The 25,026-nt window shown below is 37.4% G+C and carries 31 protein-coding genes; 11 read left to right on the top strand and 20 right to left on the bottom strand.

Annotation, left to right across the window (positions count from 1 at the left end):
- Positions 1–85: 85 nt before the first annotated feature.
- Both SK086_RS08060 and SK086_RS08055 read right to left on the bottom strand, forming a co-directional pair.
- Positions 86–2,071: a KUP/HAK/KT family potassium transporter gene (locus SK086_RS08060; protein WP_324690827.1), complete on the bottom strand. Its 1,986-nt coding sequence runs from the start codon at positions 2,069–2,071 to the stop codon at positions 86–88.
- Positions 2,072–2,203: 132 nt separating this feature from the next.
- A complete protein-coding gene (locus tag SK086_RS08055) occupies positions 2,204–3,466 on the bottom strand; it encodes a hypothetical protein (protein ID WP_324690826.1) in 1,263 nt (420 codons plus the stop codon).
- Positions 3,467–3,600: 134 nt separating this feature from the next.
- Here SK086_RS08055 and SK086_RS08050 point away from each other — a divergent pair, with 134 nt between their 5' ends.
- Positions 3,601–4,644 carry a WD40/YVTN/BNR-like repeat-containing protein gene (locus SK086_RS08050; RefSeq protein WP_324690825.1) on the top strand — a complete coding sequence of 348 codons (1,044 nt, stop codon included), beginning with the start codon at positions 3,601–3,603 and terminating at the stop codon, positions 4,642–4,644.
- A 24-nt stretch (positions 4,645–4,668) separates the two neighbouring features.
- Here the strand turns inward: SK086_RS08050 and SK086_RS08045 are convergent, their stop codons facing one another.
- The 5 genes from SK086_RS08045 to SK086_RS08025 form a co-directional block, all read right to left on the bottom strand.
- Complete coding sequence (locus SK086_RS08045; protein WP_324690824.1) at positions 4,669–5,130, bottom strand: sensor of ECF-type sigma factor; 462 nt, start codon at positions 5,128–5,130, stop codon at positions 4,669–4,671.
- A gap of 4 nt (positions 5,131–5,134) precedes the next feature.
- A complete protein-coding gene (locus SK086_RS08040; RefSeq protein WP_324690823.1) occupies positions 5,135–5,551 on the bottom strand; it encodes a hypothetical protein in 417 nt (138 codons plus the stop codon).
- 30 nt (positions 5,552–5,581) lie between these two features.
- On the bottom strand, positions 5,582–6,124 hold the full coding sequence (locus SK086_RS08035; RefSeq protein ID WP_324690822.1) for an RNA polymerase sigma factor: 543 nt from the start codon (positions 6,122–6,124) through the stop codon (positions 5,582–5,584).
- A 63-nt stretch (positions 6,125–6,187) separates the two neighbouring features.
- On the bottom strand, positions 6,188–7,288 hold the full coding sequence (locus SK086_RS08030; protein WP_324690821.1) for a transcriptional regulator: 1,101 nt from the start codon (positions 7,286–7,288) through the stop codon (positions 6,188–6,190).
- 55 nt (positions 7,289–7,343) lie between these two features.
- Entirely contained in the window at positions 7,344–7,532 is a 189-nt protein-coding gene (locus SK086_RS08025) for a hypothetical protein (RefSeq protein WP_290874183.1), read from the bottom strand.
- A 77-nt stretch (positions 7,533–7,609) separates the two neighbouring features.
- On the opposite strand from SK086_RS08025, the gene SK086_RS08020 reads away from it, so the two are divergent.
- The gene (locus tag SK086_RS08020; RefSeq protein WP_290874186.1) at positions 7,610–7,993 is read left to right on the top strand and encodes a nucleoside triphosphate pyrophosphohydrolase family protein; all 384 of its coding nucleotides are present in this window, start codon (positions 7,610–7,612) and stop codon (positions 7,991–7,993) included.
- Here SK086_RS08020 and SK086_RS08015 read toward each other — a convergent pair whose 3' ends face one another.
- Both SK086_RS08015 and SK086_RS08010 read right to left on the bottom strand, forming a co-directional pair.
- Positions 7,994–8,572 carry an NUMOD4 domain-containing protein gene (locus SK086_RS08015; RefSeq protein ID WP_290874189.1) on the bottom strand — a complete coding sequence of 193 codons (579 nt, stop codon included), beginning with the start codon at positions 8,570–8,572 and terminating at the stop codon, positions 7,994–7,996. It abuts the gene before it with no gap.
- Positions 8,573–8,753: 181 nt separating this feature from the next.
- Positions 8,754–9,821: a branched-chain amino acid aminotransferase gene (locus SK086_RS08010; RefSeq protein ID WP_324690820.1), complete on the bottom strand. Its 1,068-nt coding sequence runs from the start codon at positions 9,819–9,821 to the stop codon at positions 8,754–8,756.
- Positions 9,822–10,099: 278 nt separating this feature from the next.
- On the opposite strand from SK086_RS08010, the gene SK086_RS08005 reads away from it, so the two are divergent.
- The 5 genes from SK086_RS08005 (at position 10,100) to SK086_RS07985 (ending at position 12,449) form a co-directional block, all read left to right on the top strand.
- Positions 10,100–10,606: a DUF4920 domain-containing protein gene (locus SK086_RS08005; protein ID WP_324690819.1), complete on the top strand. Its 507-nt coding sequence runs from the start codon at positions 10,100–10,102 to the stop codon at positions 10,604–10,606.
- A gap of 6 nt (positions 10,607–10,612) precedes the next feature.
- Entirely contained in the window at positions 10,613–11,071 is a 459-nt protein-coding gene (locus SK086_RS08000) for a hypothetical protein (protein WP_324690818.1), read from the top strand.
- A 2-nt stretch (positions 11,072–11,073) separates the two neighbouring features.
- Positions 11,074–11,733 (top strand): tRNA (5-methylaminomethyl-2-thiouridine)(34)-methyltransferase MnmD, encoded by a 660-nt coding sequence (mnmD, locus tag SK086_RS07995; RefSeq protein WP_324690817.1) that lies wholly within the window; start codon positions 11,074–11,076, stop codon positions 11,731–11,733.
- Positions 11,734–11,846: 113 nt separating this feature from the next.
- Entirely contained in the window at positions 11,847–12,041 is a 195-nt protein-coding gene (locus tag SK086_RS07990; protein WP_290874204.1) for a hypothetical protein, read from the top strand.
- 213 nt (positions 12,042–12,254) lie between these two features.
- Positions 12,255–12,449: a hypothetical protein gene (locus tag SK086_RS07985; RefSeq protein ID WP_324690816.1), complete on the top strand. Its 195-nt coding sequence runs from the start codon at positions 12,255–12,257 to the stop codon at positions 12,447–12,449.
- A gap of 48 nt (positions 12,450–12,497) precedes the next feature.
- Here SK086_RS07985 and SK086_RS07980 read toward each other — a convergent pair whose 3' ends face one another.
- A complete protein-coding gene (locus tag SK086_RS07980; RefSeq protein WP_324690815.1) occupies positions 12,498–13,439 on the bottom strand; it encodes a LysR substrate-binding domain-containing protein in 942 nt (313 codons plus the stop codon).
- A 208-nt stretch (positions 13,440–13,647) separates the two neighbouring features.
- On the opposite strand from SK086_RS07980, the gene SK086_RS07975 reads away from it, so the two are divergent.
- Genes SK086_RS07975 through can form a run of 3 tightly spaced genes read left to right on the top strand, consistent with a single transcriptional unit; the run spans position 13,648 to position 16,303 of the window.
- Complete coding sequence (locus SK086_RS07975) at positions 13,648–13,932, top strand: hypothetical protein (RefSeq protein WP_290876015.1); 285 nt, start codon at positions 13,648–13,650, stop codon at positions 13,930–13,932.
- A gap of 59 nt (positions 13,933–13,991) precedes the next feature.
- Positions 13,992–15,632, top strand: coding sequence for a SulP family inorganic anion transporter (locus tag SK086_RS07970; protein WP_324690814.1), 1,641 nt, complete (start codon positions 13,992–13,994; stop codon positions 15,630–15,632).
- 26 nt (positions 15,633–15,658) lie between these two features.
- A complete protein-coding gene (gene can / locus SK086_RS07965) occupies positions 15,659–16,303 on the top strand; it encodes a carbonate dehydratase (protein WP_290876019.1) in 645 nt (214 codons plus the stop codon).
- Between the two features lie 5 nt (positions 16,304–16,308).
- Here can and SK086_RS07960 read toward each other — a convergent pair whose 3' ends face one another.
- From SK086_RS07960 to SK086_RS07935, 6 genes are read right to left on the bottom strand one after another with little or no spacing between them, the layout of a single operon-like run.
- The gene (locus tag SK086_RS07960; protein WP_324690813.1) at positions 16,309–17,271 is read right to left on the bottom strand and encodes a sodium-dependent bicarbonate transport family permease; all 963 of its coding nucleotides are present in this window, start codon (positions 17,269–17,271) and stop codon (positions 16,309–16,311) included.
- Between the two features lie 6 nt (positions 17,272–17,277).
- A complete protein-coding gene (locus SK086_RS07955) occupies positions 17,278–18,234 on the bottom strand; it encodes an L-threonylcarbamoyladenylate synthase (protein WP_324690812.1) in 957 nt (318 codons plus the stop codon).
- A gap of 3 nt (positions 18,235–18,237) precedes the next feature.
- Positions 18,238–19,074: a DUF6671 family protein gene (locus tag SK086_RS07950; protein ID WP_324690810.1), complete on the bottom strand. Its 837-nt coding sequence runs from the start codon at positions 19,072–19,074 to the stop codon at positions 18,238–18,240.
- Positions 19,074–19,355 (bottom strand): hypothetical protein, encoded by a 282-nt coding sequence (locus tag SK086_RS07945; protein ID WP_324690809.1) that lies wholly within the window; start codon positions 19,353–19,355, stop codon positions 19,074–19,076. The genes SK086_RS07950 and SK086_RS07945 overlap by 1 nt, the downstream gene beginning before the upstream one ends.
- Position 19,356: 1 nt before the next feature.
- On the bottom strand, positions 19,357–19,533 hold the full coding sequence (locus SK086_RS07940) for a hypothetical protein (RefSeq protein WP_324690808.1): 177 nt from the start codon (positions 19,531–19,533) through the stop codon (positions 19,357–19,359).
- Between the two features lie 9 nt (positions 19,534–19,542).
- Positions 19,543–20,979 carry an NADP-dependent isocitrate dehydrogenase gene (locus SK086_RS07935; RefSeq protein WP_324690806.1) on the bottom strand — a complete coding sequence of 479 codons (1,437 nt, stop codon included), beginning with the start codon at positions 20,977–20,979 and terminating at the stop codon, positions 19,543–19,545.
- Positions 20,980–21,076: 97 nt separating this feature from the next.
- Between SK086_RS07935 and SK086_RS07930 the strand changes: the two genes are divergently transcribed.
- On the top strand, positions 21,077–22,000 hold the full coding sequence (locus tag SK086_RS07930) for a LysR family transcriptional regulator (RefSeq protein ID WP_324690805.1): 924 nt from the start codon (positions 21,077–21,079) through the stop codon (positions 21,998–22,000).
- On the opposite strand, the gene SK086_RS07925 is transcribed toward SK086_RS07930, so the two are convergent.
- The 4 genes from SK086_RS07925 to SK086_RS07910 form a co-directional block, all read right to left on the bottom strand.
- The gene (locus SK086_RS07925; protein ID WP_324690803.1) at positions 21,997–23,193 is read right to left on the bottom strand and encodes an LETM1-related biofilm-associated protein; all 1,197 of its coding nucleotides are present in this window, start codon (positions 23,191–23,193) and stop codon (positions 21,997–21,999) included. The two genes, SK086_RS07930 and SK086_RS07925, sit on opposite strands and share 4 nt — an antisense overlap.
- 71 nt (positions 23,194–23,264) lie before the next feature.
- On the bottom strand, positions 23,265–23,840 hold the full coding sequence (locus SK086_RS07920) for a YdeI/OmpD-associated family protein (RefSeq protein WP_324690802.1): 576 nt from the start codon (positions 23,838–23,840) through the stop codon (positions 23,265–23,267).
- 6 nt (positions 23,841–23,846) lie between these two features.
- Positions 23,847–24,374: a superoxide dismutase family protein gene (locus tag SK086_RS07915; protein WP_290876039.1), complete on the bottom strand. Its 528-nt coding sequence runs from the start codon at positions 24,372–24,374 to the stop codon at positions 23,847–23,849.
- 69 nt (positions 24,375–24,443) lie between these two features.
- Positions 24,444–24,968: a hypothetical protein gene (locus SK086_RS07910; protein WP_290876041.1), complete on the bottom strand. Its 525-nt coding sequence runs from the start codon at positions 24,966–24,968 to the stop codon at positions 24,444–24,446.
- Positions 24,969–25,026: the final 58 nt, after the last annotated feature.

Genomic DNA, 25,026 nt, shown 5'->3' with positions numbered 1-25,026 from the left:
ATTATGTAATCTTAAAATTAACACGTTAAAAAAGGAAACTTAATTTCTGAGGTCAATCTTATAGGAAAAGTTGTTGGGTAAACAATTAGACCGGATTGCAATCGCGTTCAATTCGACGCATTTCAATCTTCTCAGGCGCATGAATTACCAACGGGAACTGTTCTATTTTTACCGAACTACTGTCTAAGCCAAATCCTTTTTCTTCTGACAAACTCAGCTTTTTCATTATGAAATAGGTGTTCATGATAATTTTCTCGAAGAAAGTCAAGTCGCTGTCATTAGACAAGAATTTTTCAGACAAGACAAACTTGAAGTCGCCAATGATATTGTTTTTATTCAACGATTCGTATCGGCTGGTGATATCTACTTCACCGCGATCCACCATTTCTTTGATGACTTGCTTGAACATCAAATTAATTTTGGTTGGTTCACGGAAACCAAGATAGAAGTCGATTCGGTAAATGTCGTCTTTCACAATTTCCGTTACTCGGTATTCTTTTTTATAAGGCTCGCTCAGGATGTTTACGTGTATGAACCAATATAAATCGGCACGTTTAGGGCGTTTTTGTAAGATGGAATACATTACTTTTTCCTCGATTTCATCACTGCGATTGGAGTTGGTCATGTACACCAAATGCGTGGCATATTTCGGAATGGATAAGTCAACACTAAGTTCTGCCAATACTTTTTTGTAATCGTCAATTTTAACGATTTTAGTGTAGTTTTTACTGATTTGCTTGGCCAAATACCATGTGCCCATTACGCCTACAAGTGCAGAGGCAATAATTAATGTCACAAAACCACCATGAATGAATTTAGGTAAGATTGCCGCAAGGAAACTAAATTCGATAACAAGATAAACCGTAATCAGCGCTCCTATGATATACCATTTTACTCTTTTCATAATCAAATAGAAATTAAGTAAGATGGTAGTCATAATCATACAAAGTACAATGGCCAAACCATAGGCATGTTCCATCGCACTTGATTTTTCAAAGTACCAAACGATTCCGATACAACCTAACAAGAGCAACCAGTTAATGGATGGAATATAAAGTTGACCTTTTAATTCTGTAGGGTATTTTATTTTTACTTTAGGCCAAAAGTTCAAGCGCATGGCTTCGTTGATTAGGGTAAAAGAACCACTGATTAATGCTTGCGAGGCAATTACCGCCGCTAAAGTGGCTATAACCACACCAATAGGTTGGAACCAATCGGCCATAATCAAATAAAAAGGATTTCCGTCTTTACCGCCCAGTTGTTCCAAGGTTTGGCCTTCGTGGCTAATAAGATAAGCACCTTGTCCGAAGTAGTTCAATAAAAGCATGGCTTTCACAAATATCCAACTGATTCGGATGTTTTTTCGGCCACAGTGACCCATGTCTGAATAAAGCGCTTCGGCTCCGGTAGTACAAAGGAATACAGCACCTAATACAAAGAAACCTTCCGGATGAATTAACAACAACTCGTAGGCATAATAAGGATTTATGGCATTGAAAACAGAAAAATCATTAATTACTTGAAGCGTTCCTAATATTCCTAACATAGAAAACCAAATCAACATCATAGGGGCAAAGAACTTTCCAACTAATTTGGACCCGAATTGCTGAATGGTAAAGAGTACAAACAAGATACAGATTACGATTATTTGAATCGTTTGGGTTTCCATGGCATAGAAGGTGTTAATCCCTTCTACCGCTGCAGAAACCGAAATAGGCGGGGTGATGATACCATCGGCCAGTAAGGCACTTCCTCCAATTATCGCCGGTATGATTAACCATTTAATTTTAGTTCTTTTTACTAAGGCAAAGAGCGCAAAAATTCCACCTTCACCATGGTTGTCAGCACTAAGTGTTATGATAACGTATTTGATGGTAGTTTGTAACGTAAGTGTCCAGAAGACGCATGAAATTCCTCCTAAAACAATGTCTCTTGAAATTTCATGAACGCCGAGTATGGCCTTCATTACATATAGTGGAGAGGTTCCTATATCTCCGTAGATAATTCCTAATGTAACAAGTAATCCTCCTATAGAAAGTTTGCTGTGAAGGCTGTGGTTATGCGAACTCATAATAAAATGTTAAAGAGTGCAAATTTATGTCTTTTTGAAATATCTGATTCTTTCACAGTCAATTATTTTTAAAAAACAAAAGACATCGCCTAAACGATGCCTTTGCTAACAACTAAACTATAATTATAAAACTCAACCTCTTCGATTTTCTCTGCCGCCGTTATTCCCTCTGGAGGAGCCACTTCTTTGGCCTGACATGTCTCTTTGTCCGCCGGAATTACTTCTGGGTGCCGACATTTCTCTTGGTGCCGAATTGCTTCTCGGGGCTACAGAGCGCGGTGATTGACTGGCCAGTTCACGTGCTGGTGCTTCGTAACTTCTTGGAGTGCTTCTCGGCGAGGCTTGTGGTGTATTCATGTTTCGTGGCGATTCATAGGTTTCCGTAGTAGCTCTTGGTGTAGCTTTGGGTTCGTTATAAACTCTCGGCGAATCGTAGCTTCTCGGTGTATTTCTTGGCGAGGCCTCAGCGGTATTTCTCACTCTCGGACTTTCATCGGTTCTTACAGCAACTCTTGGCGATGCTTCTTGGGTTCTTACGGTTCTTGGCGATTCATTTCTCGCCGGGCCATTGCCTCTCGGACTCGCATCAACATAATTACCTCTCGGATGAGCCGCGTTATCAGTTCGGTTTCCTACCGTTCTGATGTTTCGGTTTTGATCCAATTCGTAGCGATTTGCATATCCACTGTTGCGATGTTGGAAGGAACGGTTCGGATAGCGCACCTCGTAACCGTTGCCTCTTCTTCCGCCACGGTAGTAGTTGTTGTATACTACGCCACATCTTCTGTAATTTACATAATTGTAATGGTGGTGTAAGTTGATGGTGATGCCAATGTGATTTCTGTAACGGAAAATCGGCCAAGGCGACCAAGCATAATAGTAACTAGGGTAGTATCCCCAATACCAAGAAGAGCAGTACGGACGATAATTGCCTATCCAAAAAGAGGAGTAAATAACCGGTGTGTAAGCATAAACAGGTTCGTAAATATAATTAGGACCGTACATATAAACATCACCAACAACTTGTACTTGAACTCTGTTGTTTCGGTCGCGTTCCACTTCAACAGTAGCAACGTCTTGATAAGTATCTCGGCCCAAAACCGATTGGATCACAATCAAATGGGCATTGCCTTCCACGGTTTCAATCACACGTAAGTAATCTACTTGATTGTCATTGTTCAAATCCAAATTGGAAATTTGAATTTCCGGATCGTTTAATCTTCTTTCAAAATCGGCAAGATCTTTAGAGTCGCCAAAAATAGAAGCCACCGCTCTCAAATCTAAGTTATCACTGATTTCAGCATTATAAGCTGAAACTGTTGTTCTGTCTTGAGCAACCATAGTAGTTAGGCTCAACAGCGACAAAACCGATCCTAGTATCATTTTAGTTTTCATAATCTTATGTTTTAAAGTGGAATAGTTTTTTTTGAACTTTCCAATTACTGTGCCACAGGATTTTTTTGAACTTTTTTAACGCAATCTTAACTGTTTTAAAAGTTGTATATTCGCCTTAAATCCCCGTATTTATAATGAAAAATCAATTCTTTCTTTTGGCTGTATTTTTTTTGATTTTGGGAGCCAACGTAAATGCGCAACCCTTTCAAACGGTTACAATTGATACCCTTTTGATGGATAAAATCAGCGTTAGAGCTATTGTAGTAACTGACGGTAAAGTTTATTTCGCCGGCGACAAAAGTAGGGTAGGCTATGTACTGTTTCCCAAAGATGATAGTAGGATTAATGCCGAAATTGTAAGCGATACTTTGGTTTATGAATACAGAAGTTTGGCTACCAATGGCAAAAACTTTTTCGCATTATCCATTGGCAATCCGGCCAGATTGTATAAGTTTTCGAAAGATTTAGCCCATAGAACATTAGTGTACCAAGAAAATCATGAAAAAGTGTTTTATGATAGCATGCAATTTTGGAATGAAAAGGAAGGCATGGCGATTGGTGATCCGACCGCTGATTGTTTTTCGATTATCATTACCCGTGATGGTGGACAAACCTGGCAAAAATTATCCTGTGAGGTATTGCCTAAATTGGCTGATGGAGAAGCGGCGTTTGCAGCCAGCAATACCAACCTTATTTTAAAAGGCAATCACGCTTGGATAGTGTCAGGAGGTAAAAAAGCTCGCGTTTTTCATTCGGCTGACAAAGGAATATCTTGGGAAGTATTTGAAACACCGATAGTACAGGGCGAATCCATGACCGGCATTTTTACAGCTGATTTTTACAATGAACAAATTGGTTTTATAGCAGGAGGAAACTATGAAAAACCAATGCAAAACTATCAGAACAAAGCCATTACGACTGATGGTGGGAAAACATGGAAATTAGTAGCTGAAAATCAAGGTTTCGGATATGCTTCTTGTGTGCAGTTTGTGCCGAATTCAGGAGCAAAATCTCTAGTGGCTGTAGGAGCACAAGGCTTGTTTTATTCGTCTGACGGAGGAGAAAGTTGGCAACAGTTTTTAACCGATACAACATTGTACACGATTAGATTTTTAGATTCGGATACAGCATTGGCGTCCGGTAAAGACAAAATTGTGAAAATAGAGTTCAAAAAATAAGAGAGCCGTTAGACTCTCTTGTTTTTATCTACCTAATCTTTTATTTCGGTATTGTTGTAAAAGTTTTCTATTGAAACCTTCTTCTGCTTTTTTCAATTTTAAAATTTTGAGTGGAGAAATAACTCCTTTCAAGCTGGCTATAAATTTTTTCTTGGCTTGGTGTAACTCGTCTTCGGTGCTTTCCATTTGCGCCAGTAAAGTCGCAGCTTCTTTTTCAGATACATTATCAAACGAATCATCGTCTATGCGGTCCAAATAGCCTTTGAGTTTTTGAGATCTGATTTCGTGTTGTTTGTCCTCGAAGGCATTATACAAAGGCCAAAATTTTGCAGCTTCTTCCGGAGTCAGTGACAATTCACTAGTAATGTAAGCCACTTTCATCGCTTTAATTTGTTCCTTTTTCTCTCTAAGTAATCTGCCGTCTTGTCCAAAGGAATTAATGGATACCAGGAGTGCGAATGCTATTAATATGTTGTTGATTTTCATAATTTTAGTCTAACATGTATTGTTCTAAATCGTTGTTGTTCAGTAAAACATCTTCTATGGCTTCTTCACCTAGATTGAGTTCGAGTTTGATTTTTTCCAAATCTTCTTTCTCTAAAACAGTGGCCAAATCTTCCGCTGAAATATCGGCATGAGTGGCAATGTAATCTTCTAAAACTAAAGCATCAACTTCGGTAGAAGAATGATAAACGTTTTGGTAGATCGGAATTGAGACGAACAGAATCACTACAGCGGCTGCGGCATATAGCCAAGTAGTTTTTCGTTGGTAAAAAGCAATAACTTTGGGATCGTTAGTCGGAAGTTGAGCCGACAATTTGCTTTCCAATGCCTCAAAATAGCCTTCCGGATGTTTAAAACCGGTAGTAATTTTAGCTTCGTTATCGTTTAGGGTAAATGGTTTCATATGGTTTTGACAAATTTAAGCGGTAAGGGTTTAATGGGTATTCATAAAATCTTCAATTTTTTTTACGGCGTGGTGGTAAGACGCTTTCAAAGCGCCAACGGAAGTACCGAGTATCTCTGACATATCTTCGTATTTAATTTCTTCAAAATATTTCATTTTAAAGACCAATTGTTGTTTTTCCGGTAAAATAGCAATGGCTTTTTGCAGTTTGATCTGGATCTCATTACCGTCAAAATAGACGTCGGCTTTTAGATTATCTACTATCTTATTTTGTAATGCCTCGCTGGTGATGCCGTTTTTCTTGGCTTTTTGATGGATAAAAGTGATGGCTTCGTTGGTAGCAATGCGATACATCCAAGAGAAGAGTTTGCTTTCACCTTTAAAATTTTTCAGGTTTTGAAACACTTTTATAAAGGTATTTTGCACTACATCATCAGCATCGTCGTGATTTAAAACGATGTTGCGAATATGATTGTACAAAGGTCTTTGGTACTCGCGCAAGAGTTTTTGAAACGCTGTATTTTGCGTTCTCGGATCCAATAATTCCCCAATAAAATCCTTTTCGTCTTGCAAAGTTTTATTTTTGGTAGTTGGAATAAAGTTAAGTGAAAAGGTTTAATTCCAATACAAAAAAAATTACGGTGTAACAGTTGGCGCTGGCGATGGAGTAGTTGGCGCAGTAGTAGTCGGAACCGCAACAGCGGTTGGCGTTGGCGCTGCTTTCGGGAAAACCGGAATATGAATTTCAGTTATCCATTTTGACGGTTGTTTGACATCATCGATGGTTTTGATGTATACTTCTGCATATTTTCCGGCAAAATTCGGAGTGTAACCGTTGTCACGGATATAATTTTCGGCTTTGGTCCAAGCTTCTTTTAAATGCGAATAATCACCCGTTAAAGTTGTTTTGAGACAAGTGAACGGTACAATTTCACCCGAAGTGATTTCGCTACCTGATGTAATGAATATTTGTTCTCTAGTCGGCGCACAAACTGAGAAAGTAACTATATCATTCGCTCTGTCGTATCGATCGTATAGTATAAAAGGTTTGCCCGACATGCTTAGGTTGTTCTTTTTAAAGAAGTGAAGCATTTTCGGCATCATGATTTTGATGTTTTTCGGCAAACTTTTGATGCGACAAGTGACCGTTTGTTTCAAACAAAATCCGGAGTTTCGTTGTATGATACCATTGACTTTTATGCTGTATGTTCTCATTTCATACGCCAATGTTTTATCCAAATTTCGGAAACTCTTTTCCAAAGCATCGTTAGCCATACTGCTGAACCCGCCGCTAAAGAAACTGCTGATTTTGGTTAACAAATCCATTTTGCCGCGTGCTTCCACAGTAATTTTGGTACCGCCAACAGTATCTTTTAATTTCCAATACACCTCGGCGGTGGTACCGTTAAAATTTCCTTTTTGTTGGATGCTGTCGTTCTCTTTGGCAAAATAGGTTTTCATCAAGCCTTTATCTGAACCATTGTCCCACGAAAATTGAGCGCCCGTACCCATGGTTTTTGCCGGATAGGTAAAGGTAATGCCCTGTTCCTTAGTCATCCAAGAACCAAAAGTTTCCCAATTCTTATAATCATTTACATAGTCGAATACGACGCCTCGAGGAGAGTGAATCACAGCGGATTGTTTGACCTTAAAGTCGCCTTTCAAAGTAGCAATGTAAACGGTTACTCCGATAAAGAGCAACATAATTAAAAGGAATAGGTATTTCAGTATTCTCATGAGTCGATTAATAAAGGAACATGACCTTCTTCAAGGCGTATTAACTTGAGCGAAATTAGTGTTTCAAGTATATTTTGATAACAAACAATAATGCGATAAACAAAAAGAAGCCAATCAGCACTTTATAACTTCCCCTATACATTTTTTGATGCAACGATTTATCGCGTCCGTAAGCGATATACATGGCTATTACAAAAGCAACAACAAAAAAAGCAGCAAAAATCAATTGACCTGTTGTGAACATTTTTTTCTAATTTTCAACAAATTTACTCAAATGTTCCCGATTGTTGTAATTTGCATCGTCAATAAATTTTAAAGAATATGCAAAAACAACTCAATGCCGTTAAAGAATTTCATACCGCTTTTGGACTAGGCGTTAGCCAGGAAATGAAAGCTTGTTTGGGAGAACAAAAAAACACCCTTCGTTTTAATTTGATGAAAGAGGAAAATGAAGAGTATTGGGAAGCCGTTCAAAATAACGATTTGGTTGAAATTGCCGATGCTTTAGGTGATATGCTTTACATTCTCTGCGGTACGATTTTAGAGCACGGTTTGCAACACAAAATTGAAGCCGTTTTTGATGAGATTCAAAGAAGCAATATGAGTAAACTCGATGAAGACGGAAAACCTATCTATCGAGAAGACGGGAAAGTAATGAAAGGCCCGAACTATTTTAAACCCAATTTTGAAGACATATTAAGGTAATTACACCTTAATATGTCCCCAGTTTTCCCCGGTTTTAATACGGTGGATCTGCATTTCGCTGATGCCGAATTGCTTGGCCAGTATTTTAATACGGGTTTTGCGGTTGGGTTTGTTTAAAATTTTCTTTAAACGAATAACATCGGTTGACGTGAGTTTTCGTCCGTCAGATTTGATGTTGTGTTCAATCAGTTTTAGTTTAGATTTGATTACGGCCGGACTTTTTCGATAATGTACTAACTTTTCTTCATAGTTAACCCATTTTAAATTAGAGACAACATCATTATCACGGCTGTGGTCTAAATGAATCACGTGCACTTGATCTTCTGAAGTTTTCGGGATAAAAAGTTCGGCAACCAACTTGTAAATGTAAAGTGTTTTATCGGTTACTTTTCCATCCTTACGCATCTTATAACGCATAGTTCTGTAGCCGTCAGCCACGCCGCCTTTTAACTCCCTACCGTCTCTAAACTCGTTGGTAAAACTGATTAATCTCCCTCTGTTTGATACGGCATAGCGCATCTGCAAAGGATAGTCTATTTCGACTTCTCGAAAGACTTCATTTGGGTATAAACGAATCATTATTTGTGGTATTTGTAATTCCAAATTTAGAACAATTATAACAAATGCAACGGTATTGCACAGTATTTTTAGTTTATTTTAAGCTTCTTTGAACGTATGAAGGATATAATCCTACACAAAAAAACTGCATAAAAAAAACTCCCAATAATTTGAGAGTTTTTTCGTTGTTTAAAAGTTGTATTTATACCTTTACTGTCCAGCCAAAAGTATCATCGGCCATTTTGTATTGGATTTTGGTCAATTTGTCTTTTAAGTCTAGTGCAAATGAGTGCTCCAGTTTAGGAAGCTCAAAATAATCTTCTTTGTATTGAAATCCTACAATAGGGTTGACCACAGCTGCGGTTCCTGCGCCGAAAATTTCTTTCAAACTACCGTCTTTGGCTGCGGCTACTAATTCGTCTACCAATATCGAGCGTACTTCTACATTAATGCCTTCTCGTTTTGCCAGCTCAATTAAACTTTTACGGGTTACGCCATCCAAAATTCTTTCACTGGTAGGTGCCGTGTATAAAGTATCGTTAATTCTGAAAAAAACATTCATCGTGCCGGCTTCTTCCAATTTGGTATGCGTAGCATCGTCGGTCCAGATGATTTGTTGGAATCCTTGCTCTTGGGCCAACTTTTGCGGATAGAACTGAGCCGAATAATTTCCGGCTGCTTTGGCTGCTCCGATGCCACCATTGGCCGCTCTGCTGTAATGTTCTGCGATGATTACTTTTACTTCACCGGAGTAGTAGGAACGAGCAGGCGATAGAATTATCATAAAGCGGTATTGTGTTGAAGGTTGCGCTATAACGCCCGATCCGATGGCAATCATAAAAGGTCGGATGTACAAACTGTTGCCTTGTCCTTTTTTAACCCATTCTCTTTCGATGTCCAATAAAGTGTTTAATCCGTCTAAAAAGATGTTTTCCGGAACTTCAGGCATTGCCATACGGACAGCCGATTTGTTGAATCGGTCAAAATTTTGGTCTGGACGAAAGAGCCAAACATCATCGTTGGTGTCTTTATAAGCTTTCATTCCTTCAAAGATAGCCTGGCCATAGTGAAATACTTTGGCAGAAGGATCAATTAGGAAAGGTTCGTAAGGTTTGATGATTGGTTTTTGCCATTTTCCTTCTTTAAAGTCACAAATCAACATGTGGTCTGTAAATGTATTTCCGAAGGCTAAATTTTCAAAATCGACACCATTAATTTTATTAGACGAAGCTTTTACTATATCGATTTCGGAAGGTGATTTTAATATCATTGATAAAGTTGTTTTAAGTCGAAAACACCCAAGTGTTTGATAAATAAGTACTTGTTAGTTTTTCAGTCAGGGTAATAGTTGTGTTGCTAGATTTTTGTAAAACTAATAAAAAAATATTTGTGATTTGCAACCCGTAACGATATTGAATACTTTTTCACAAATTCTCCTTTTTACTCCTTTTTCCAGCTTAATTTTTCATTAAAACAATAAATAATTTAGCCGAATTGTATGAACAATTGTTAATCTGTTTATTTTTGTGGTATTAATATACAAAAGACATGAAAAAATTAAACCTAATTATTTTAGCCTGCCTGTTATTCGTAGGCTCCAATGTAATGGCTCAGTCCAAAGCCAAATCGGCTGATAAAGCTTTTAATGCCAAAGACTACGCTGCTTTTGGTGAAAAATTCAAAGTGGCAAAAGTGTTAACCAAAGAACAAATGCTTAAAAAATATAAAAACCTTAAAAAAGGCGATACCATCATGGTTCAATTTGAATCGAATATCAAATCGGTTTGCAAGAAAAAAGGCTGCTGGATGAAAATGGATTTGGCCGGTGATGATACTTCATTTGTAAAATTCAAAGATTACGGCTTTTTCGTTCCTTTAAATGCCGACAACAGCCAAGCTATTGTTTATGGTAAAGCTTTTGTAGATGTGGTTTCGGTTGACGAGCTTAAGCACTATGCTAAAGACGGTGGCAAATCGGCTGCAGAGATAGCCAAAATTACTAAGCCTGAAGTGACTTATTCTTTTTTGGCTACCGGTGTTTACATCAGAAAATAATCTACTATGAAGAAAATTATAGTAGTTGTTTTAGTGTTGCTCTTTTTAGCGTTGTCGGTACTTTCTTGTCAGAAGAAAGAAGAAAAAGCCAGCGAGGAAAAGTGCGAGCCTAAAACCGAGAAAAAGTTGGAAATGTATCAAATGTCAGAAATGGCTGCTTTGATGGAGCAAATGTATGTCGACAATCAAAGGTTGAAAGAGCGTATCATTAAAGGAGATACTATCGGACAATTTCCGCAACATTTTATGAAGATTCATAAAGCAGTGATGACTGATGAAACAGATAACGATGCTTTTTTCAAAGAACAAGCCGCTAAGTTTATCAAGGCTCAGGAACTGATTTACAAAGATCCTAAAAATGCCAAAACGCATTTCAATAATGGAGTTGACGCTTGTATTCAGTGCCATCAACAAAAATGTGGCGGACCGATTCCACGCATAAAAAAATTGTATATCAAGGAGTAATTTTGAAGCGCGAAATTATCCAAACACAAGACGGTTCCACAACCATTTATCTACCGGAATGGGAGGAATCTTATCATTCCAAGCACGGCGCCGTTCAAGAAGCTTATCACGTATTTATCAAAAATGGGTTTTCTCTCTTTCAGGGAAAGCCCATTACTGTTTTAGAGATTGGCTTTGGTACCGGTTTGAATGCTTTTATAACGTATTTGGAAGCCGTTAAAAGTGAACAGCTTGTGAATTATGTTGGTGTAGAAGCTTATCCGGTGGCTTTTGACGAGGCAATCCAAATGAATTATGCGGCATCAATTTCGCCCGAATCCGAGGCGGTATTCAAACAGTTACATTCAGCCGAATGGGAAAAGCCTACACAGTTAACACCAGTTTTTAGCTTAACCAAAAGAAAACAGTTTTTTCAGGATATTCAAGATATTAGCCAGTTTGACTTAGTGTATTTTGATGCTTTCGGTTTTAAAGTACAACCCGAGTTGTGGACAGAGGAAGTATTTGCCACTATGTACAAAGCTATGAAACCCGGCGGTGTTTTGGTTACCTATGCTTGTCGTTCTGTAATCAAGAACGCCATGTTAGCTGTTGGTTTTAAAGTTGAGAAGTTACCCGGTGCTCCCGGAAAGCGAGAAATGTTGCGGGCGTTCAAACTTTAACATTAAAGTCGGATATTTTTAACTTTTATTTTAAAGTAACTCCATTTCCTTTTTTTATTTTTGAGTTCATCATCGTTCTTACCCAATACATAACTTATAAATACATTACTTTTATGTCTAAAAGCATGTTAGACCACACCAAATCAGTGTTGAAAAAAGTAAGTTTTGATACCGGATTATTTTGCAAAGAACTCGAAAAAGCTTGCAAAGTTCTATTGCCTTATGAACTGGAAGAGTTAACTCGCTGGCTTTTAAATTTCACTAAAGAGAAGCCGGAATTGCAACACTGCTTATTACGTATTAAATAACCTATAAAACTAAAGGAGCTTAAATGGCTCCTTTTTTTATTTTTATCGATTTAAATATAAGATTACACTTTGTAAAAATTAAAAAAAATGCATTTTATCGATGTTTATGGTATTTAAACGTTGTTTTTTTGAAATTTTTGTAGTGTAAATAGAATTTTTATTTTACTTTTACTCAACGTTCTTACAATAAGATAACCCCAAATCTTAACCGTTATGCCTAGAATGATATATGATTACACTAAATCCGTACTCGAAAGAGTGAGTTTTGATCCCGTTCTTTTTGCTAAAGAATTGAAGAAAGCAATTAAAAATTTGTTGCCTTATGAAATCGAACAGCTAAAAAAATGGCTTCAGTATTTTACACAGGAGCATCCGGAATTAGAACAATGTTTAAAGGTTGTTAATTAGTAGTTTTTTGAGTTTGTTTAGAAATAAGGAGCTTTTGTGCAAGGCTCCTTATTTTTTTTGTATCGGACTGATGATTTGAACGTTTTGAAAGGTAATAGCACCTTTCACCACACCAGAAATAGTAGCGCGTAAAGCGTCAATAATGTGTATTTTCAGTTCGTTTTTCGGATAAATTAAACTGACTTCTCTCGCTGGTTTAGGTTCTGTAAAGTGCTTTAACTTGGCTTGGTCTTTCTCATTCAAATCCAAAGTATGCAAGTAAGGCAATAGGGTTGTGCCCAATCCTTCATCAGCCAGTTTTATCAGTGTTTCAAAACTGCCGCTTTGTATTTGAAAAGTATTTTTGTCTTCCGGATTTAAGTTTTTGCACAGGTTTAAAATGCCGTCTCTAAAGCAATGGCCATCTTGTAACAGCAATATCTCGTTCACATTCAAATCACTTACTTCAATTTCTTTTTTGTGAAATGATTGATGATTTTCAGGAATATAGGCCACAAATGGTTCGTAATACAAAACAACTTCTTTGATTTTTTCATCTTCCAATGGCGTTACAGCGATGGCTGCATCCAAATGACCATTTTTTAATTTGGTGATGATTTCAGCTGTGTTAAGTTCTTCAATGATCAGTTTAACCTTTGGATATCTTTTGATGAAATTATTCAGGAACATCGGGAGTAAAGTTGGCATCACTGTTGGAATGATGGCCAATCGAAATTCACCACCAATAAATCCTTTTTGTTGATCTACTATATCTTGAATTCGGTCAGCTTCGTTGACAATGTTCTTGGATTGGTTTACAATTTTCAATCCTATTTCCGTAAGTTGAATCGGTTTTTTGGTTCTGTCGAAAATTTGAACACCCAATTCTTCCTCAATTTTTTGAATTTGCATACTCAACGTAGGCTGAGTTACAAAACATTTTTCGGCGGCTAAAGTAAAGTTTTTGTGTTCGGCTACTGCCAAAACATATTTTAGTTGTGTGATGGTCATTTATAGTAAAATTTGATACAAAGATAAAAACTATCAATTTACCTTATTAAGAATGCGTATTATATTTTGACGATTAGATACAAAAATCAACAACTTACAGCAATAAATTACAACCAACATTTTGGAATACCTTGTAGGAAATGATAATTTAATTGCTTTTTTTTCTGTTGTGACTCTCATAATTCAATTACTTTACTAATTTTACTCCATGAAATTGCTTGCGGGATTCATACTAGTCATCTTTGTTTCTTTTTTGTCAACACCTACTGTAGTGACGTTGATTAAGAAAGGTACAGATGTTTCTATGTTTTACAGTTTTTCCGAAGAAGAAATTCATAAGGATATCAAAGAAGTGAAATCTTTAAAAACTTGTTTCGATTATCCGTTTACTGAAACCGAACTCCAATCGGATTCTAAAATCATTTCTGAAAATTTATCGCGTCACGACAATGTAGCGGAAGAAATTTTCTCTCCGCCGCCCGAGTTAATTTAATACCTGCGTTTTTCAGTCTTGCTATGGCAGGATATTGTGTATTAAATTAATTTATTGGAATGACAAAAAAAATCAATCTTTTGGCAAACCTCAAATCTGATTTTGCATCAGGTTTAGTGGTGTTTTTAGTGGCTTTACCCTTGTGTTTGGGAATTGCCTTAGCGTCGGGTGCGCCGCTTTTTTCGGGTATTATTTCGGGAGTGATTGGCGGAATTATTGTAGGCTATTTGAGCACCTCACATTTAAGTGTTTCCGGTCCGGCTGCCGGTTTAACAGCCATCGTATTAACGGCTATAACCGATTTAGGCGCTTTCAATATTTTTTTGACTGCTGTTTTCATTGCCGGATTAATTCAGTTGTTACTGGGATTCTTAAAAGCCGGTTCTATATCCAATTTCTTTCCTAATAATGTTATTGAAGGCATGTTGGCGGGTATTGGTGTAATTATCTTTTTAAAACAAATTCCGCACGCCTTCGGATACGATAAAGATTTTGAAGGCGATGAATCTTTTGTGCAATCTGACGGTCAAAACACCTTTACAGAACTATTTTCTTTACTCGATCACATTCAGCTGGGATCATTTATTATTACTGCTATTTCGCTTACCATATTGATAGGGTGGAACAAAATAGATTTTTTAAAACGCATCAAGTTGGTTCCGCCGGCTTTAGTAGCCGTTGTTGTAGGTATACTAATCAATGAATTTTTTATTCGAAGTGGTAGTAGTTTAGCCATAAGTGGTGAACATTTGGTTACGTTGCCGGTCCCGACTTCTTTCGAAGAGTTTCAAAATATTTTTATCTTACCAGATTTTTCAGCTTTTACCAATGTTAAAGTTTGGATAGTAGGTGCTACCATAGCTGTAGTAGCATCCATAGAAACATTGTTGTGTATTGAAGCAGCCGATAGAATGGATGTTCAAAAGCGATATACGGATACTAATGTAGAATTAAAAGCACAAGGAATCGGGAACATGGTCAGTTCGCTTTTAGGCGGTTTACCCATGACTTCAGTAGTAGTGAGAACTTCGGCCAATAGTGATGCCGGTGCCAAATCAAAAATGTCTGCTATACTACACGGGTTGCTGTTACTGATAAGTGTTTTAGCCATTCCTGCATTGTTGAATAAAATCCCTTTGGCAACTTTGGCCGCGGTATTGTTGTTAGTAGGTTACAAATTGGCTAATCCCAAAACGATCAAACATTTTTGGAAAAAAGATAAGATTTACCAATTCATTCCTTTTGTACTGACTTTTGTGGCAGTGGTATTTACCGATTTACTCAAAGGTGTTGCTCTGGGAATGATTGTCAACATAGTGTTTGTATTGATAGGCAACTCGAAAAGAGCGTATCGTTTTAGAAAAGAGGAATACAAAGAAGGCGATGTTATTCATATTGATTTGGCGCAGGAGGTTTCTTTTTTGAACAAATCGGCCATCAAATCCACTCTGAATGAGATACCTGAAAACTCAATAGTGATTATTAATGCTACCGATACAGTTTACATTGCTCATGATATCTTGGATTTAATTAAAGAGTTTAAAAAAATTAAAGCCAAAGAAATGAATATAAATATTACCTTAGTTGGCTTTAAAAAAGCATACAAGCTCGAGAATTCCGAGGGCAACAAAAACACGGTTACTATTGAGCATCGTTACAATGTAATGAAACGCAAAATGGAACCTGTACTTAAACAATAAGACTTAACACTTAACCAATAATAACCATGAGCAGTGATTTTTATAAAAAGATTTTAGACAATAACAAAAATTGGGTAGAATCTCAACTAGCCATAGACAAAGAATATTTTAAAGATTTAGCCAAAGGGCAACAACCACCATTGCTTTGGATAGGTTGTTCGGACAGTCGGGTTCCTGCCAATGAAATTATCGGTGCTAAACCGGGAGAAGTTTTTGTGCACAGAAACATTGCCAATATGGTCATTCATAGCGATATGAATATGTTAAGTGTATTAGATTACGCTGTTAATGTTTTAAAAGTGAAACACGTTATCGTATGCGGACACTATGGTTGTGGTGGTGTGAAAGCTGCTATGGGGAATCAATCCATTGGTTTGATTGACAATTGGATTCGCCACATCAAAGATGTATATCGTTTGCACGAAGAATACCTGAATTCTTTCACCGATGAAGATGAGCGATTTAACAAGTTTGTAGAGGTTAATGTACAAGAACAAGTATTTGATTTGGCCAAAACTTCTATCGTCCAAGGTGCTTGGCGCAACGGACAAGACTTAACACTTCACGGTTGGACTTACGGATTGAATTCCGGTTACGTGACCGATTTAGATGTAAATATGAGTTCAAATGGGGATTTAGACGAAGTGTATCGCTTGAAATTCTCCAACTAAAAACATTACGTATTTAGAATTACGGTCAAATAAATCGGCATTCCGAAAGTAATATTGAACGGAAAAGTTACCGCCAAAGCCATCGGGAGAAATAAGCCCGGATTGGCTTTGGGTGCTACTATTTTCATAGCCGCAGGGACAGCAATGTAAGAGGCGCTTGCCGCCAATATCGCTAAGATGAATCGGTTGCCGACTTCCTCAGTTACCCATTGACTGGCTACTGAAGCCAACACACCGTTGATAAGTGGAATCACAAAGGCAAACACCACAGGCGACCAGCCGCTTCTGAAAAACACATCCAGTTTTTTACCACTGATAATACCCATGTCTAACAGAAATATGGCTAAAAATCCTTTGAAGATATCGGTGGTAAAAGGTTTGATTCCCATCGCTTGTTGATCACTGGCTAAATAGCCAATTACCAAACTTCCCAAGATTAAAAGTACACTACCGTTGGTGAGCGAGTGTCGTATTACCGGACTTAATTTCGCTTTGACAGTTGTTTTTTTATCGTACATTCTCATCAAAATGACACCAACGATAATCGCTGGAGCTTCCATCAAGGCCATAATGGCTACCATATGTCCGCTGTAATGGTATTTTTGAATTTCTAAAAAAGAAACAGCTGTTACAAAAGTTACGGCGCTAACCGAACCATAAGCTGCAGCAATGGCGCCCGAATTTTCAACGCTGAATTTTTGTTTCAAAATAAAGAAACAATATATGGGAATTATAATGGCTATGAAAACACCAAACAAGGCTGACCAAATGATTTCCATGTCAAAATGACTATGCGCCAACTCTTGTCCGCCTTTAAAACCAATAGAAAAAAGTAAGTAAAGCGAAATGAATTTGGAAGTGTTTTGCGGAATTTCCAAATCGCTTTTCAAACGAGCGGCAACAATTCCTAAGATAAAAAATAATAGGGCAGGATTGGTTAAATTGTCTAATAGTAAATCTAAATTCATAAGTGTTTATTTCGTAGCACGATTTAATCTGTCGTTGATTGATTTTCCCAAGTTTTCATCAGGAAAACGTTCGGCTACTATTAAGTTTAAGTTCATTTTATCTAATCGGTGCATGGCCTGATATAAGTTGGCAGCCGCTTCTTTAAAGTCTTTGCGCTCCGACAGAATTTCTTGGTGCATCACTTTGGGGTTTGCTGTTCTTTTGTAAAAAGCGATGCTTCCTATTTTAGGTAAGGTATTTTCATTTAGAAAGTCATCTAAGTCATCAACCAAAATTGTTTTGGTTTTGGGCGCATAATGTTTCAGCAACATACCCGGTGCCTCGGGAGCAGCTTCATTGGTGTTCATTACTTTTACTTTACCTACAACAGCTTCAATCGCTTCAATGGCAATAGCGCCTAATCGATACACTATAGGTTCATCTTCTTCAAACCCAATTATCGTCGATTCTATGCCGCTTTCACATAAACCACCATCTAAAATTAAAGGCAAGCTGTCTTTAAAATATTGGGCTACATGTTCAGCTGCTGTCGGGCTAATAGACCCAAAAGGGTTGGCACTTGGTGCTACCAAGGGGAAGTCGAGCAATTTCAGCAGCGACAGTGTTAGCGGATGATTGGGCACACGAACGGCTACAGTATTTTTCCCGGCAGTAACTAAGTTAGGGACATTCCCTTTTTTCTTTACCACTAAGGTCAGTGAACCCGGCCAAAATGCTTCAGCCAATTGGTAAGCCTTAGCCGGTATATTTTCGGCTATATTATTGAGTAATTCTTTGGAATGTATATGAACAATTAACGGATTGAACAACGGTCTGTTTTTGGTCTCAAATATTTTTTTGATAGCAGTTTCGCTGAAGGCGTTTCCGGCTAATCCGTAAACGGTTTCAGTAGGAATGGCTACCAAGTTATCTTGTTCAAGTATGGTTTTAGCTTTGCGGATGTCGGTTGAAATATTGTTCATGATTTAAGGGTTGCAATGGTCGCAATACATTGGGTCTTCGTAGTGGATATTTCTCGGGTACTTTTTTTCTTTGGTATGATTGCAATTTTTACATTGGTAAATATGACTTAAGGTAGAGCGAGTAGGAAGCAGGCAATTATTGCAGGGTAAGCCTGCTTTTATTTCACTTACGTCAAATCCCGGATAATCACAGACAGGACAAGCGGTCTTAATTTTAGTGATTAGTTTGTTGGTAACCTTTTCAATTACTTTCATCCGAGTAGGATTGTACATCGCACGCATATCAGTTTCAGCATAAGCTGTTCCGAATTCGTTCATCATACTATTAAAATGCTGCTGGAGTTCTTCCCGATCTTGGATGTTTTTTACAATTTTACTAAAGTTTTTTTCCGCAGGTTTGAGTATGATTCCGTGAGAAGGAAATTGCACTTTGAAGGCAAAAGCTTCCAAATCTCTTATGTTGTTGATGTTATCTCCGTAGAAATTGGTTTCGGTACTGATTTCTCTAACTACAATTTCAAGGTTGTTACGGTAATCTTTAAGCATCATCCACTCGTCATCCGCATGCGCAAAAAAAAGTGTCGGATGTGGTCCGAATGTTCCTTCACTTGCTACAACCAAGTCGGCACCGACAGTTTTATGAGCGAGGTCACATTTATCGCGTAGGGTTTCAATAGTGTTCTTTTTCCTGGCAATTTCTCCCGAAAATGTACCCAAACTATCGGTGTCAATTTCATCAGAAATGAAACAGTGTACTCCGAATGCGTCACTAAACAACGGAGCAATCACTGTTTCTTTCCGATGCTTGGTAGCAATGAGAAGATTTCTTCCTCCAAACATTAGGCTTCTTCGAGTCTTATGGTAATCGTACTATTAATAACCAAATTAAATTTGTTCGATTCTGTCTCAGCTATCAAATTCTTGACTGCTTCTTTTGTTGCTATAAGCTCTTGAATACGTTTTTTGGAATGCTCGATATCACGATTAAATCGGATATGTTTGCTGAAATCTTCTCTGTTATGATAATCTATTTTATAGTTTAATAATGCGGTTAAAATTTGGTCGGCATCTTCAACGGAAAATGTACCGTCAATTAGTGTATACTCTTTTATATTGGTCATTTTACTGATTTAAAGGATTGTTGAAAGTATGATTGGTGGCTAAAATGCCTAAGCCTAAAATGGCATTGTCCACAATAGCATTGTTGGTAAAACTGAGATAAAGGCCAATCGATAATGTCAATAAGCAAAAAACCAATTGAAATTTGAATACAGTTTTAGGAGAGCAAAACTTTTTCATAGTATCATATTATTGACCTTGTCCTAAAGAATAGCCCGGTTTACCATCAAATTCATATAAATTCTCTGTTTTGATGACATCGATTTTAGCATCTAATGCTTTAGACAACAAATTGATGATTTCATTTTGGTGCAACAATTTGCCATTGGTAGGTTTAAAACGACAACGCCAGTGATCGGTGCAGTAGGTTTCTTTAAAACCATCAGGCCAAACCTTGATACCTCTATTGGTAATCATCATTAAATTTTTGTTTTCGGTATTGAGGCTTTCTAGTTTGGTTGCCAATTCATTAGGGTCAGTGCCGTTCCAATGCACAAACAAGTCAACGCCAACCAATTCTTTGTTTTTCGCGGGTTTCTTTTCGTATTTTGGGAGACTCAAAACGGCGTCTTTAGCATAAGAAACTTGTTTGAGTAATTTGGGTTTCTGTCCTAAGTTGGCTATTACCGCTTGAGCAAATTCTTTAGTACCAACTTTTTGCTTACTCACACCTTCTTTGTAAATGTCGTAGGTATGGATTCCGTCTTCTATGGTTTTAAGCCAAGCGTTTTGTACTTTTTCGGCTATTTCGGTTTGCCCGATGTGGTTTAGCATCATTACTGCGCCTTCTAACAAACCTGATGGATTGGCTACATTTTGTCCTGCTCTTCTTGGTGCAGAACCGTGAATGGCTTCAAACATCGCACATTCTTCGCCTATATTGGCTGAACCGGCTAATCCGACAGAACCGGCAATTTGAGCTGCTACATCTGATAATACATCGCCGTACAAGTTTAAGGTTACAATCACATCAAAAACTTCCGGTGTATCGGCCATTTTTGCGGCACCGATGTCAATAATCCAGTGTTCATTTTCAATTTCAGGATACTCGGCGGCAATTTCATCAAACACTTGGTGGAATAAGCCATCGGTTTGTTTCATGATATTGTCTTTGGTAAAGCAGGTTACTTTTTTTCTGCCGTAAACTTTGGCGTATTCAAAAGCATAGCGGATAATTTTTTCACAACCAGGACGACTGATAAGTTTTAAGCATTGTACCACTTCATCGGTTTGTTGGTGCTCAATTCCGGCATACAAATCTTCTTCATTTTCTCGTATGATTACGATGTCCATTTTAGGGTGTTTGGTTTCCACAAAAGGATGCAAACTCATGCAAGGTCTTACGTTTGAATACAATCCTAAGAATTTACGTGTGGTAACATTCAAACTTTTATAACCGCCTCCCTGCGGTGTAGTAATGGGCGCTTTTAGAAACACTTTGTTTTTGCGGATAATGTCCCATGATTCAGGAGCAATCCCTGAAGTGTTTCCGGACAAATACACTTTTTCTCCTACTTCAATTTCATCAATTTCAAGTTGGGCTCCGGCCGCTTTGATGATTTCGAGGGTGGCATCCATAATTTCCGGACCAATTCCGTCTCCTTTGGCTACAGTGATTCTTGTCATGTTGTTTTTTGTTTTTTAAAGTTTGACAGGGCAAAATTCAAAATTATATTTCATATATTTTTATTTATATTTGTAATGAAATACATAAATTATTTTTATGAACTTTACATTGCACCAACTTCAAATTTTTTTGAAAATCACCCAAACCAAAAGCATAACCAAAGCAGCTGAGGAATTGTTTCTAACACAACCTGCGGTTTCCATACAGTTGAAAAACTTCCAAGATCAGTTTGATATTCCACTAACAGAAGTTATAGGCAGACAGTTGTATGTAACCGATTTTGGGAAGGAAATAGCTTTAGCGGCTCAAAAAATTATAGATGAAGTCAATGCTGTTAATTACAAAACAATGGCATACAAAGGGATTTTGTCAGGCAAGTTGAAATTGTCTGTGGTGTCAACAGGGAAGTATGTGATTCCTTATTTTTTGGCTGATTTTATGAAAATGAATAACGGTATTGAGTTGGAAATGGATGTAAACAATAAGACCAAAGTGATTAAGAGTTTGAAGAATAACGAAGTTGACTTTGCTTTAGTTTCTATATTACCCGATGATATTGCGCTCGAATCTGAGGTTTTAATGGAGAATAAACTGTTTTTAGTTGGGCATAAAAATACCAATCTTGTGAATTTAGCGGTAAGTTCTTCTTTTTTAACCCAAGTACCTTTGATTTTCAGAGAAGACGGTTCGGCAACTAAAAATTCCATGGAAAGTTATCTGAAGCGTTATGGTATCAGTCCGAAAATGCGCATACAGTTGACTTCAAACGAAGCCGTTAAACAAGCCGTTATTGCCGGTTTGGGATATTCGGTTATGCCGTTGATAGGTTTAAAAAACGAATTGGAAAAAGGAGATGTGGTGATTTTACCGGCTGAGGGTTTGCCTTTGGTAACCAATTGGAGATTGATTTGGTTGAAAGGAAAGGCCATGAGTCCGGTAGCTGCCGCCTTTTTGCAATATATAAAAGACAATAACGAAAGCATAAAGTTGGCCTCGTTTTCATGGATTGACAGCTATTAGTCGTCTATATTTTCGTTGAAAGATGACGGCAACAGGGTAGGGATAAACTTGATTAAAATAGGTAATAACAAACCGCCTCCGGGTAACAAAAAAATAGTAAGTGAAGGTATCGTTTTACAAATATCTAACAACTGTTTTTTGACTTTCTTCTTTTCATCTTTGTCCAAATCTTTCCGAGTAGATTTGGCTAAAAGCTGCATCAATTCTTTGCTTTCTGAAATTTCTTTCAGCAACCTCGATTTGTTTCTGTTAATTAGAATAGCTACACTTTCTGTCGTTTGATCGTAAAAATGTTTAACAGGGTTGGAAAAATTGAAATACGGAATTTCGGCCTTGTAAGTAATGATAAAGTTGTTAATGAAATGAATACTCTCCAGAACTTTATTGTCGTCTGTATGGAGTATTTCTCCTAATTTGAACATAAAGTAACGCTCTTCATTTTCCACCTTGGCATCACTCCATAAACTAATTCCTGCTAGATCGATAACATAGTATTTTTCAAGCTTATTGGATAAGTAACTTAAATCTAAATCTTCAATAGTATTGATATTGTTATTGTTGTATTTATTATAGCGTACAGAAGATTCAAACAGCTTGGCCAGTAAATCATCGTGAGGCGAAATACCGGTTTTTGATTTAAGCGAAAGTGACACTATACTGATGACAATATCTTCAATGATAGTAGAGTACTTTTCGGGTACATTGCCTTTTTCCAAGTATTGTTTGAAAGCCAAAACATCAATAAATAACAAGGCATTGGTAATGACATGTGAAAAATTTTTGCTGAAAATATCTTCATTGGTTTGCACTCTTTCGTGTACAATTTTTTCCAATTTACTAGAGTATGAACTCGATTCTAAAACCTTTTTCAGAGGATTGAATCCTTTTGGAATCATGGTGTTGTAAAAGGCAACCGTTTCTTCAACAAAAGCAGTATTGTTGTTGTTTTGTCTGACCAATCGGTACATTTGAAAAAGGGTATTCAGCATGCCGATTTTGGAGATTTCCTGCGGAAGCCGATCTTCTGTTTCAATCGGTATTGAGGCATCAAAACTAACAATATGACCAAAAATGAAACCGGTATTTCTTGTTCGAATGTAAAAATCCTCTTCGTCTTTCGGAAACGAATGTGACGACCGATTTTGCTCTGCAAAAAACTTGTCTATCCAACCGGGTACTGAAGGGTTAATCATCTTTCATTGTCATTTTCAGCACAAAACTAATTTATTTTTAAGAGTTGTAGGTTATGGTTTTGTAACCAAATTTAATAGGTACCTCTGGATTTGATATTTTGTTCGCAAAGAGAGACGATTTCCGCTATTCTGTTGGCCCGTGTTTCGGCTCTTTTAGCCTGATTTAACCAATATAAATAGCTTTTTCGATAGGATGGACTGAAATTGTTATAATTTTCTAAGGCCAATGGATTTTGTTCGAAAGCCTGGATTAAATCTTCCGGCATTATGTGATTTTCGACTTGATCTAAGGATTCCCAAGAACCGTTTTGTTTGGCAATTGCTATTTTCCGTAAGCCACTTTCGTGCATTAAATTGTCGGCGATAAGTTTTTCGATATAGGTTTTATTGAGTTTACTCCAAACACTTTTATCTTTTCTGGGTGTAAACATTTGCCTGCGGCGGTTTTCATCTAACTTTTTAACCGTAGAATCAATCCAACCATAGCAAATAGCAACTTGCACGGCTTCTTCCCAACGCATGCTTTCGATGCCACAGCCGACTTTATAAAAAATCAAATAGACTTTGGTTGCCGATTGATGGTTATCGTGCAGCCATTGGCGCCATTCTTGGGCATTCCTGAAATAAAGATGTTCTTGTTCTTCCAAATAAATTTATTTGATTAATGCAGTACAAGCTACTCTTGCTCCGGCATTACCGGTAGGTTGGGTTACAAAATCATCCGGTTTGTCGTGTACAATTAAGCCTTTTCCTAAAATGTCTTTGGTTTCATCTCCACAGCCAATGCACCATTCATTGGTTGTCATAGTGATAGTACCGTTACCTTCTGCATCTGCGGTAAAGTTTCCGATATCGCCTTTATGGTATTCGGCATCTCCCCATTTACCGTGTTTTTTAAAGGTAGGATTCCAATGACCTCCTGTTGAAGTAGCATCTGCGGCAGAACAATCCGATTTTTCGTGGATGTGTATGGCATGAACACCAGGCTTTAAGCCTGATAGTTTGGCGGTAAAAATCACTTCACCATTCTTTTCTGTAAATACAGCGGTACCAGTGACATGGCTACCACTTTTCGATTCAAAATTAAGATTCAGCGTTTTGCTTTTATCCGGGGTTGCCGAGCTTTTGCAACCAAATATGACTAATCCGGCAGCAATTATTCCTAAGACTATTTTTTTCATGAGGTAATTTTTTTAATGCTTAAAGGTAACCATATCGGTTGAGTTACTCTTTACACAAAGGGTTAAAATTTACTTAGATTTTTCTCCGACAAAATAATCAGTTTGAGATTTGAAAAGCACATTGAAAGTCGTCAAACTTCCATAAATGCGGGTAATGTATTGTTGTAACTCGACTTTTTCTATTTCTTCCAATTTACTGGCATTGATTTTTTGTTCCATTACACGCAAACGATCACGAAGCATCACAATTTTGTGAAAGAAAGTATCAATAGGCACATCTTTAGCAGCCAATCCGGGTTGTCCGGGTTCTAATCTCATATTACCGCCTTTCCATTTGTCGCCAATAGCTACCGGTTCGCCCAAACCGTTCCATTTTTTTAGTATAGATAATAAACTTTGTTCGACATCGTAAAAACTAACGGTGTCTACCTCGTTTTCGGCAGCTTCTATCACTTCAAACTCACTGTCAATTGCGATGGTTTCTAATCCGCCATCTATAAAAGTTACCCAATATTCTTTGGATGATACGTTGGTAACCACACCTTTGCCATATTCTGCATGATTTATTCTTGAGCCAATTCCTAAAAGTTTCATGTTTTATTGTTTTAATGAGCCACTAAAATAGTAATATCTTTTAAAAAAGAAAACACCG

The organism is Flavobacterium cheonhonense (genome assembly GCF_035671315.1).
In the GTDB taxonomy this organism is placed as follows: domain Bacteria; phylum Bacteroidota; class Bacteroidia; order Flavobacteriales; family Flavobacteriaceae; genus Flavobacterium; species Flavobacterium cheonhonense.
This window is presented reverse-complemented; position numbering and strand designations above follow the sequence as displayed.

Bases quoted from the DNA above. Each gene is read 5' to 3' on its own strand.
- SK086_RS08060 (WP_324690827.1), bottom strand. From the start codon at position 2,071: ATGAGTTCGCATAACCACAGCCTTCACAGCAAACTTTCTATAGGAGGA.
- SK086_RS08055 (WP_324690826.1), bottom strand. From the start codon at position 3,466: ATGAAAACTAAAATGATACTAGGATCGGTTTTGTCGCTGTTGAGCCTA.
- SK086_RS08050 (WP_324690825.1), top strand. From the start codon at position 3,601: ATGAAAAATCAATTCTTTCTTTTGGCTGTATTTTTTTTGATTTTGGGA.
- SK086_RS08045 (WP_324690824.1), bottom strand. From the start codon at position 5,130: ATGAAAATCAACAACATATTAATAGCATTCGCACTCCTGGTATCCATT.
- SK086_RS08040 (WP_324690823.1), bottom strand. From the start codon at position 5,551: ATGAAACCATTTACCCTAAACGATAACGAAGCTAAAATTACTACCGGT.
- SK086_RS08030 (WP_324690821.1), bottom strand. From the start codon at position 7,288: ATGAGAATACTGAAATACCTATTCCTTTTAATTATGTTGCTCTTTATC.
- SK086_RS08025 (WP_290874183.1), bottom strand. From the start codon at position 7,532: ATGTTCACAACAGGTCAATTGATTTTTGCTGCTTTTTTTGTTGTTGCT.
- SK086_RS08020 (WP_290874186.1), top strand. From the start codon at position 7,610: ATGCAAAAACAACTCAATGCCGTTAAAGAATTTCATACCGCTTTTGGA.
- SK086_RS08015 (WP_290874189.1), bottom strand. From the start codon at position 8,572: ATGATTCGTTTATACCCAAATGAAGTCTTTCGAGAAGTCGAAATAGAC.
- SK086_RS08010 (WP_324690820.1), bottom strand. From the start codon at position 9,821: ATGATATTAAAATCACCTTCCGAAATCGATATAGTAAAAGCTTCGTCT.
- SK086_RS08005 (WP_324690819.1), top strand. From the start codon at position 10,100: ATGAAAAAATTAAACCTAATTATTTTAGCCTGCCTGTTATTCGTAGGC.
- SK086_RS08000 (WP_324690818.1), top strand. From the start codon at position 10,613: ATGAAGAAAATTATAGTAGTTGTTTTAGTGTTGCTCTTTTTAGCGTTG.
- SK086_RS07990 (WP_290874204.1), top strand. From the start codon at position 11,847: ATGTCTAAAAGCATGTTAGACCACACCAAATCAGTGTTGAAAAAAGTA.
- SK086_RS07985 (WP_324690816.1), top strand. From the start codon at position 12,255: ATGCCTAGAATGATATATGATTACACTAAATCCGTACTCGAAAGAGTG.
- SK086_RS07980 (WP_324690815.1), bottom strand. From the start codon at position 13,439: ATGACCATCACACAACTAAAATATGTTTTGGCAGTAGCCGAACACAAA.
- SK086_RS07975 (WP_290876015.1), top strand. From the start codon at position 13,648: ATGAAATTGCTTGCGGGATTCATACTAGTCATCTTTGTTTCTTTTTTG.
- SK086_RS07970 (WP_324690814.1), top strand. From the start codon at position 13,992: ATGACAAAAAAAATCAATCTTTTGGCAAACCTCAAATCTGATTTTGCA.
- can (WP_290876019.1), top strand. From the start codon at position 15,659: ATGAGCAGTGATTTTTATAAAAAGATTTTAGACAATAACAAAAATTGG.
- SK086_RS07960 (WP_324690813.1), bottom strand. From the start codon at position 17,271: ATGAATTTAGATTTACTATTAGACAATTTAACCAATCCTGCCCTATTA.
- SK086_RS07955 (WP_324690812.1), bottom strand. From the start codon at position 18,234: ATGAACAATATTTCAACCGACATCCGCAAAGCTAAAACCATACTTGAA.
- SK086_RS07950 (WP_324690810.1), bottom strand. From the start codon at position 19,074: ATGTTTGGAGGAAGAAATCTTCTCATTGCTACCAAGCATCGGAAAGAA.
- SK086_RS07945 (WP_324690809.1), bottom strand. From the start codon at position 19,355: ATGACCAATATAAAAGAGTATACACTAATTGACGGTACATTTTCCGTT.
- SK086_RS07940 (WP_324690808.1), bottom strand. From the start codon at position 19,533: ATGAAAAAGTTTTGCTCTCCTAAAACTGTATTCAAATTTCAATTGGTT.
- SK086_RS07935 (WP_324690806.1), bottom strand. From the start codon at position 20,979: ATGACAAGAATCACTGTAGCCAAAGGAGACGGAATTGGTCCGGAAATT.
- SK086_RS07930 (WP_324690805.1), top strand. From the start codon at position 21,077: ATGAACTTTACATTGCACCAACTTCAAATTTTTTTGAAAATCACCCAA.
- SK086_RS07925 (WP_324690803.1), bottom strand. From the start codon at position 23,193: ATGATTAACCCTTCAGTACCCGGTTGGATAGACAAGTTTTTTGCAGAG.
- SK086_RS07915 (WP_290876039.1), bottom strand. From the start codon at position 24,374: ATGAAAAAAATAGTCTTAGGAATAATTGCTGCCGGATTAGTCATATTT.
- SK086_RS07910 (WP_290876041.1), bottom strand. From the start codon at position 24,968: ATGAAACTTTTAGGAATTGGCTCAAGAATAAATCATGCAGAATATGGC.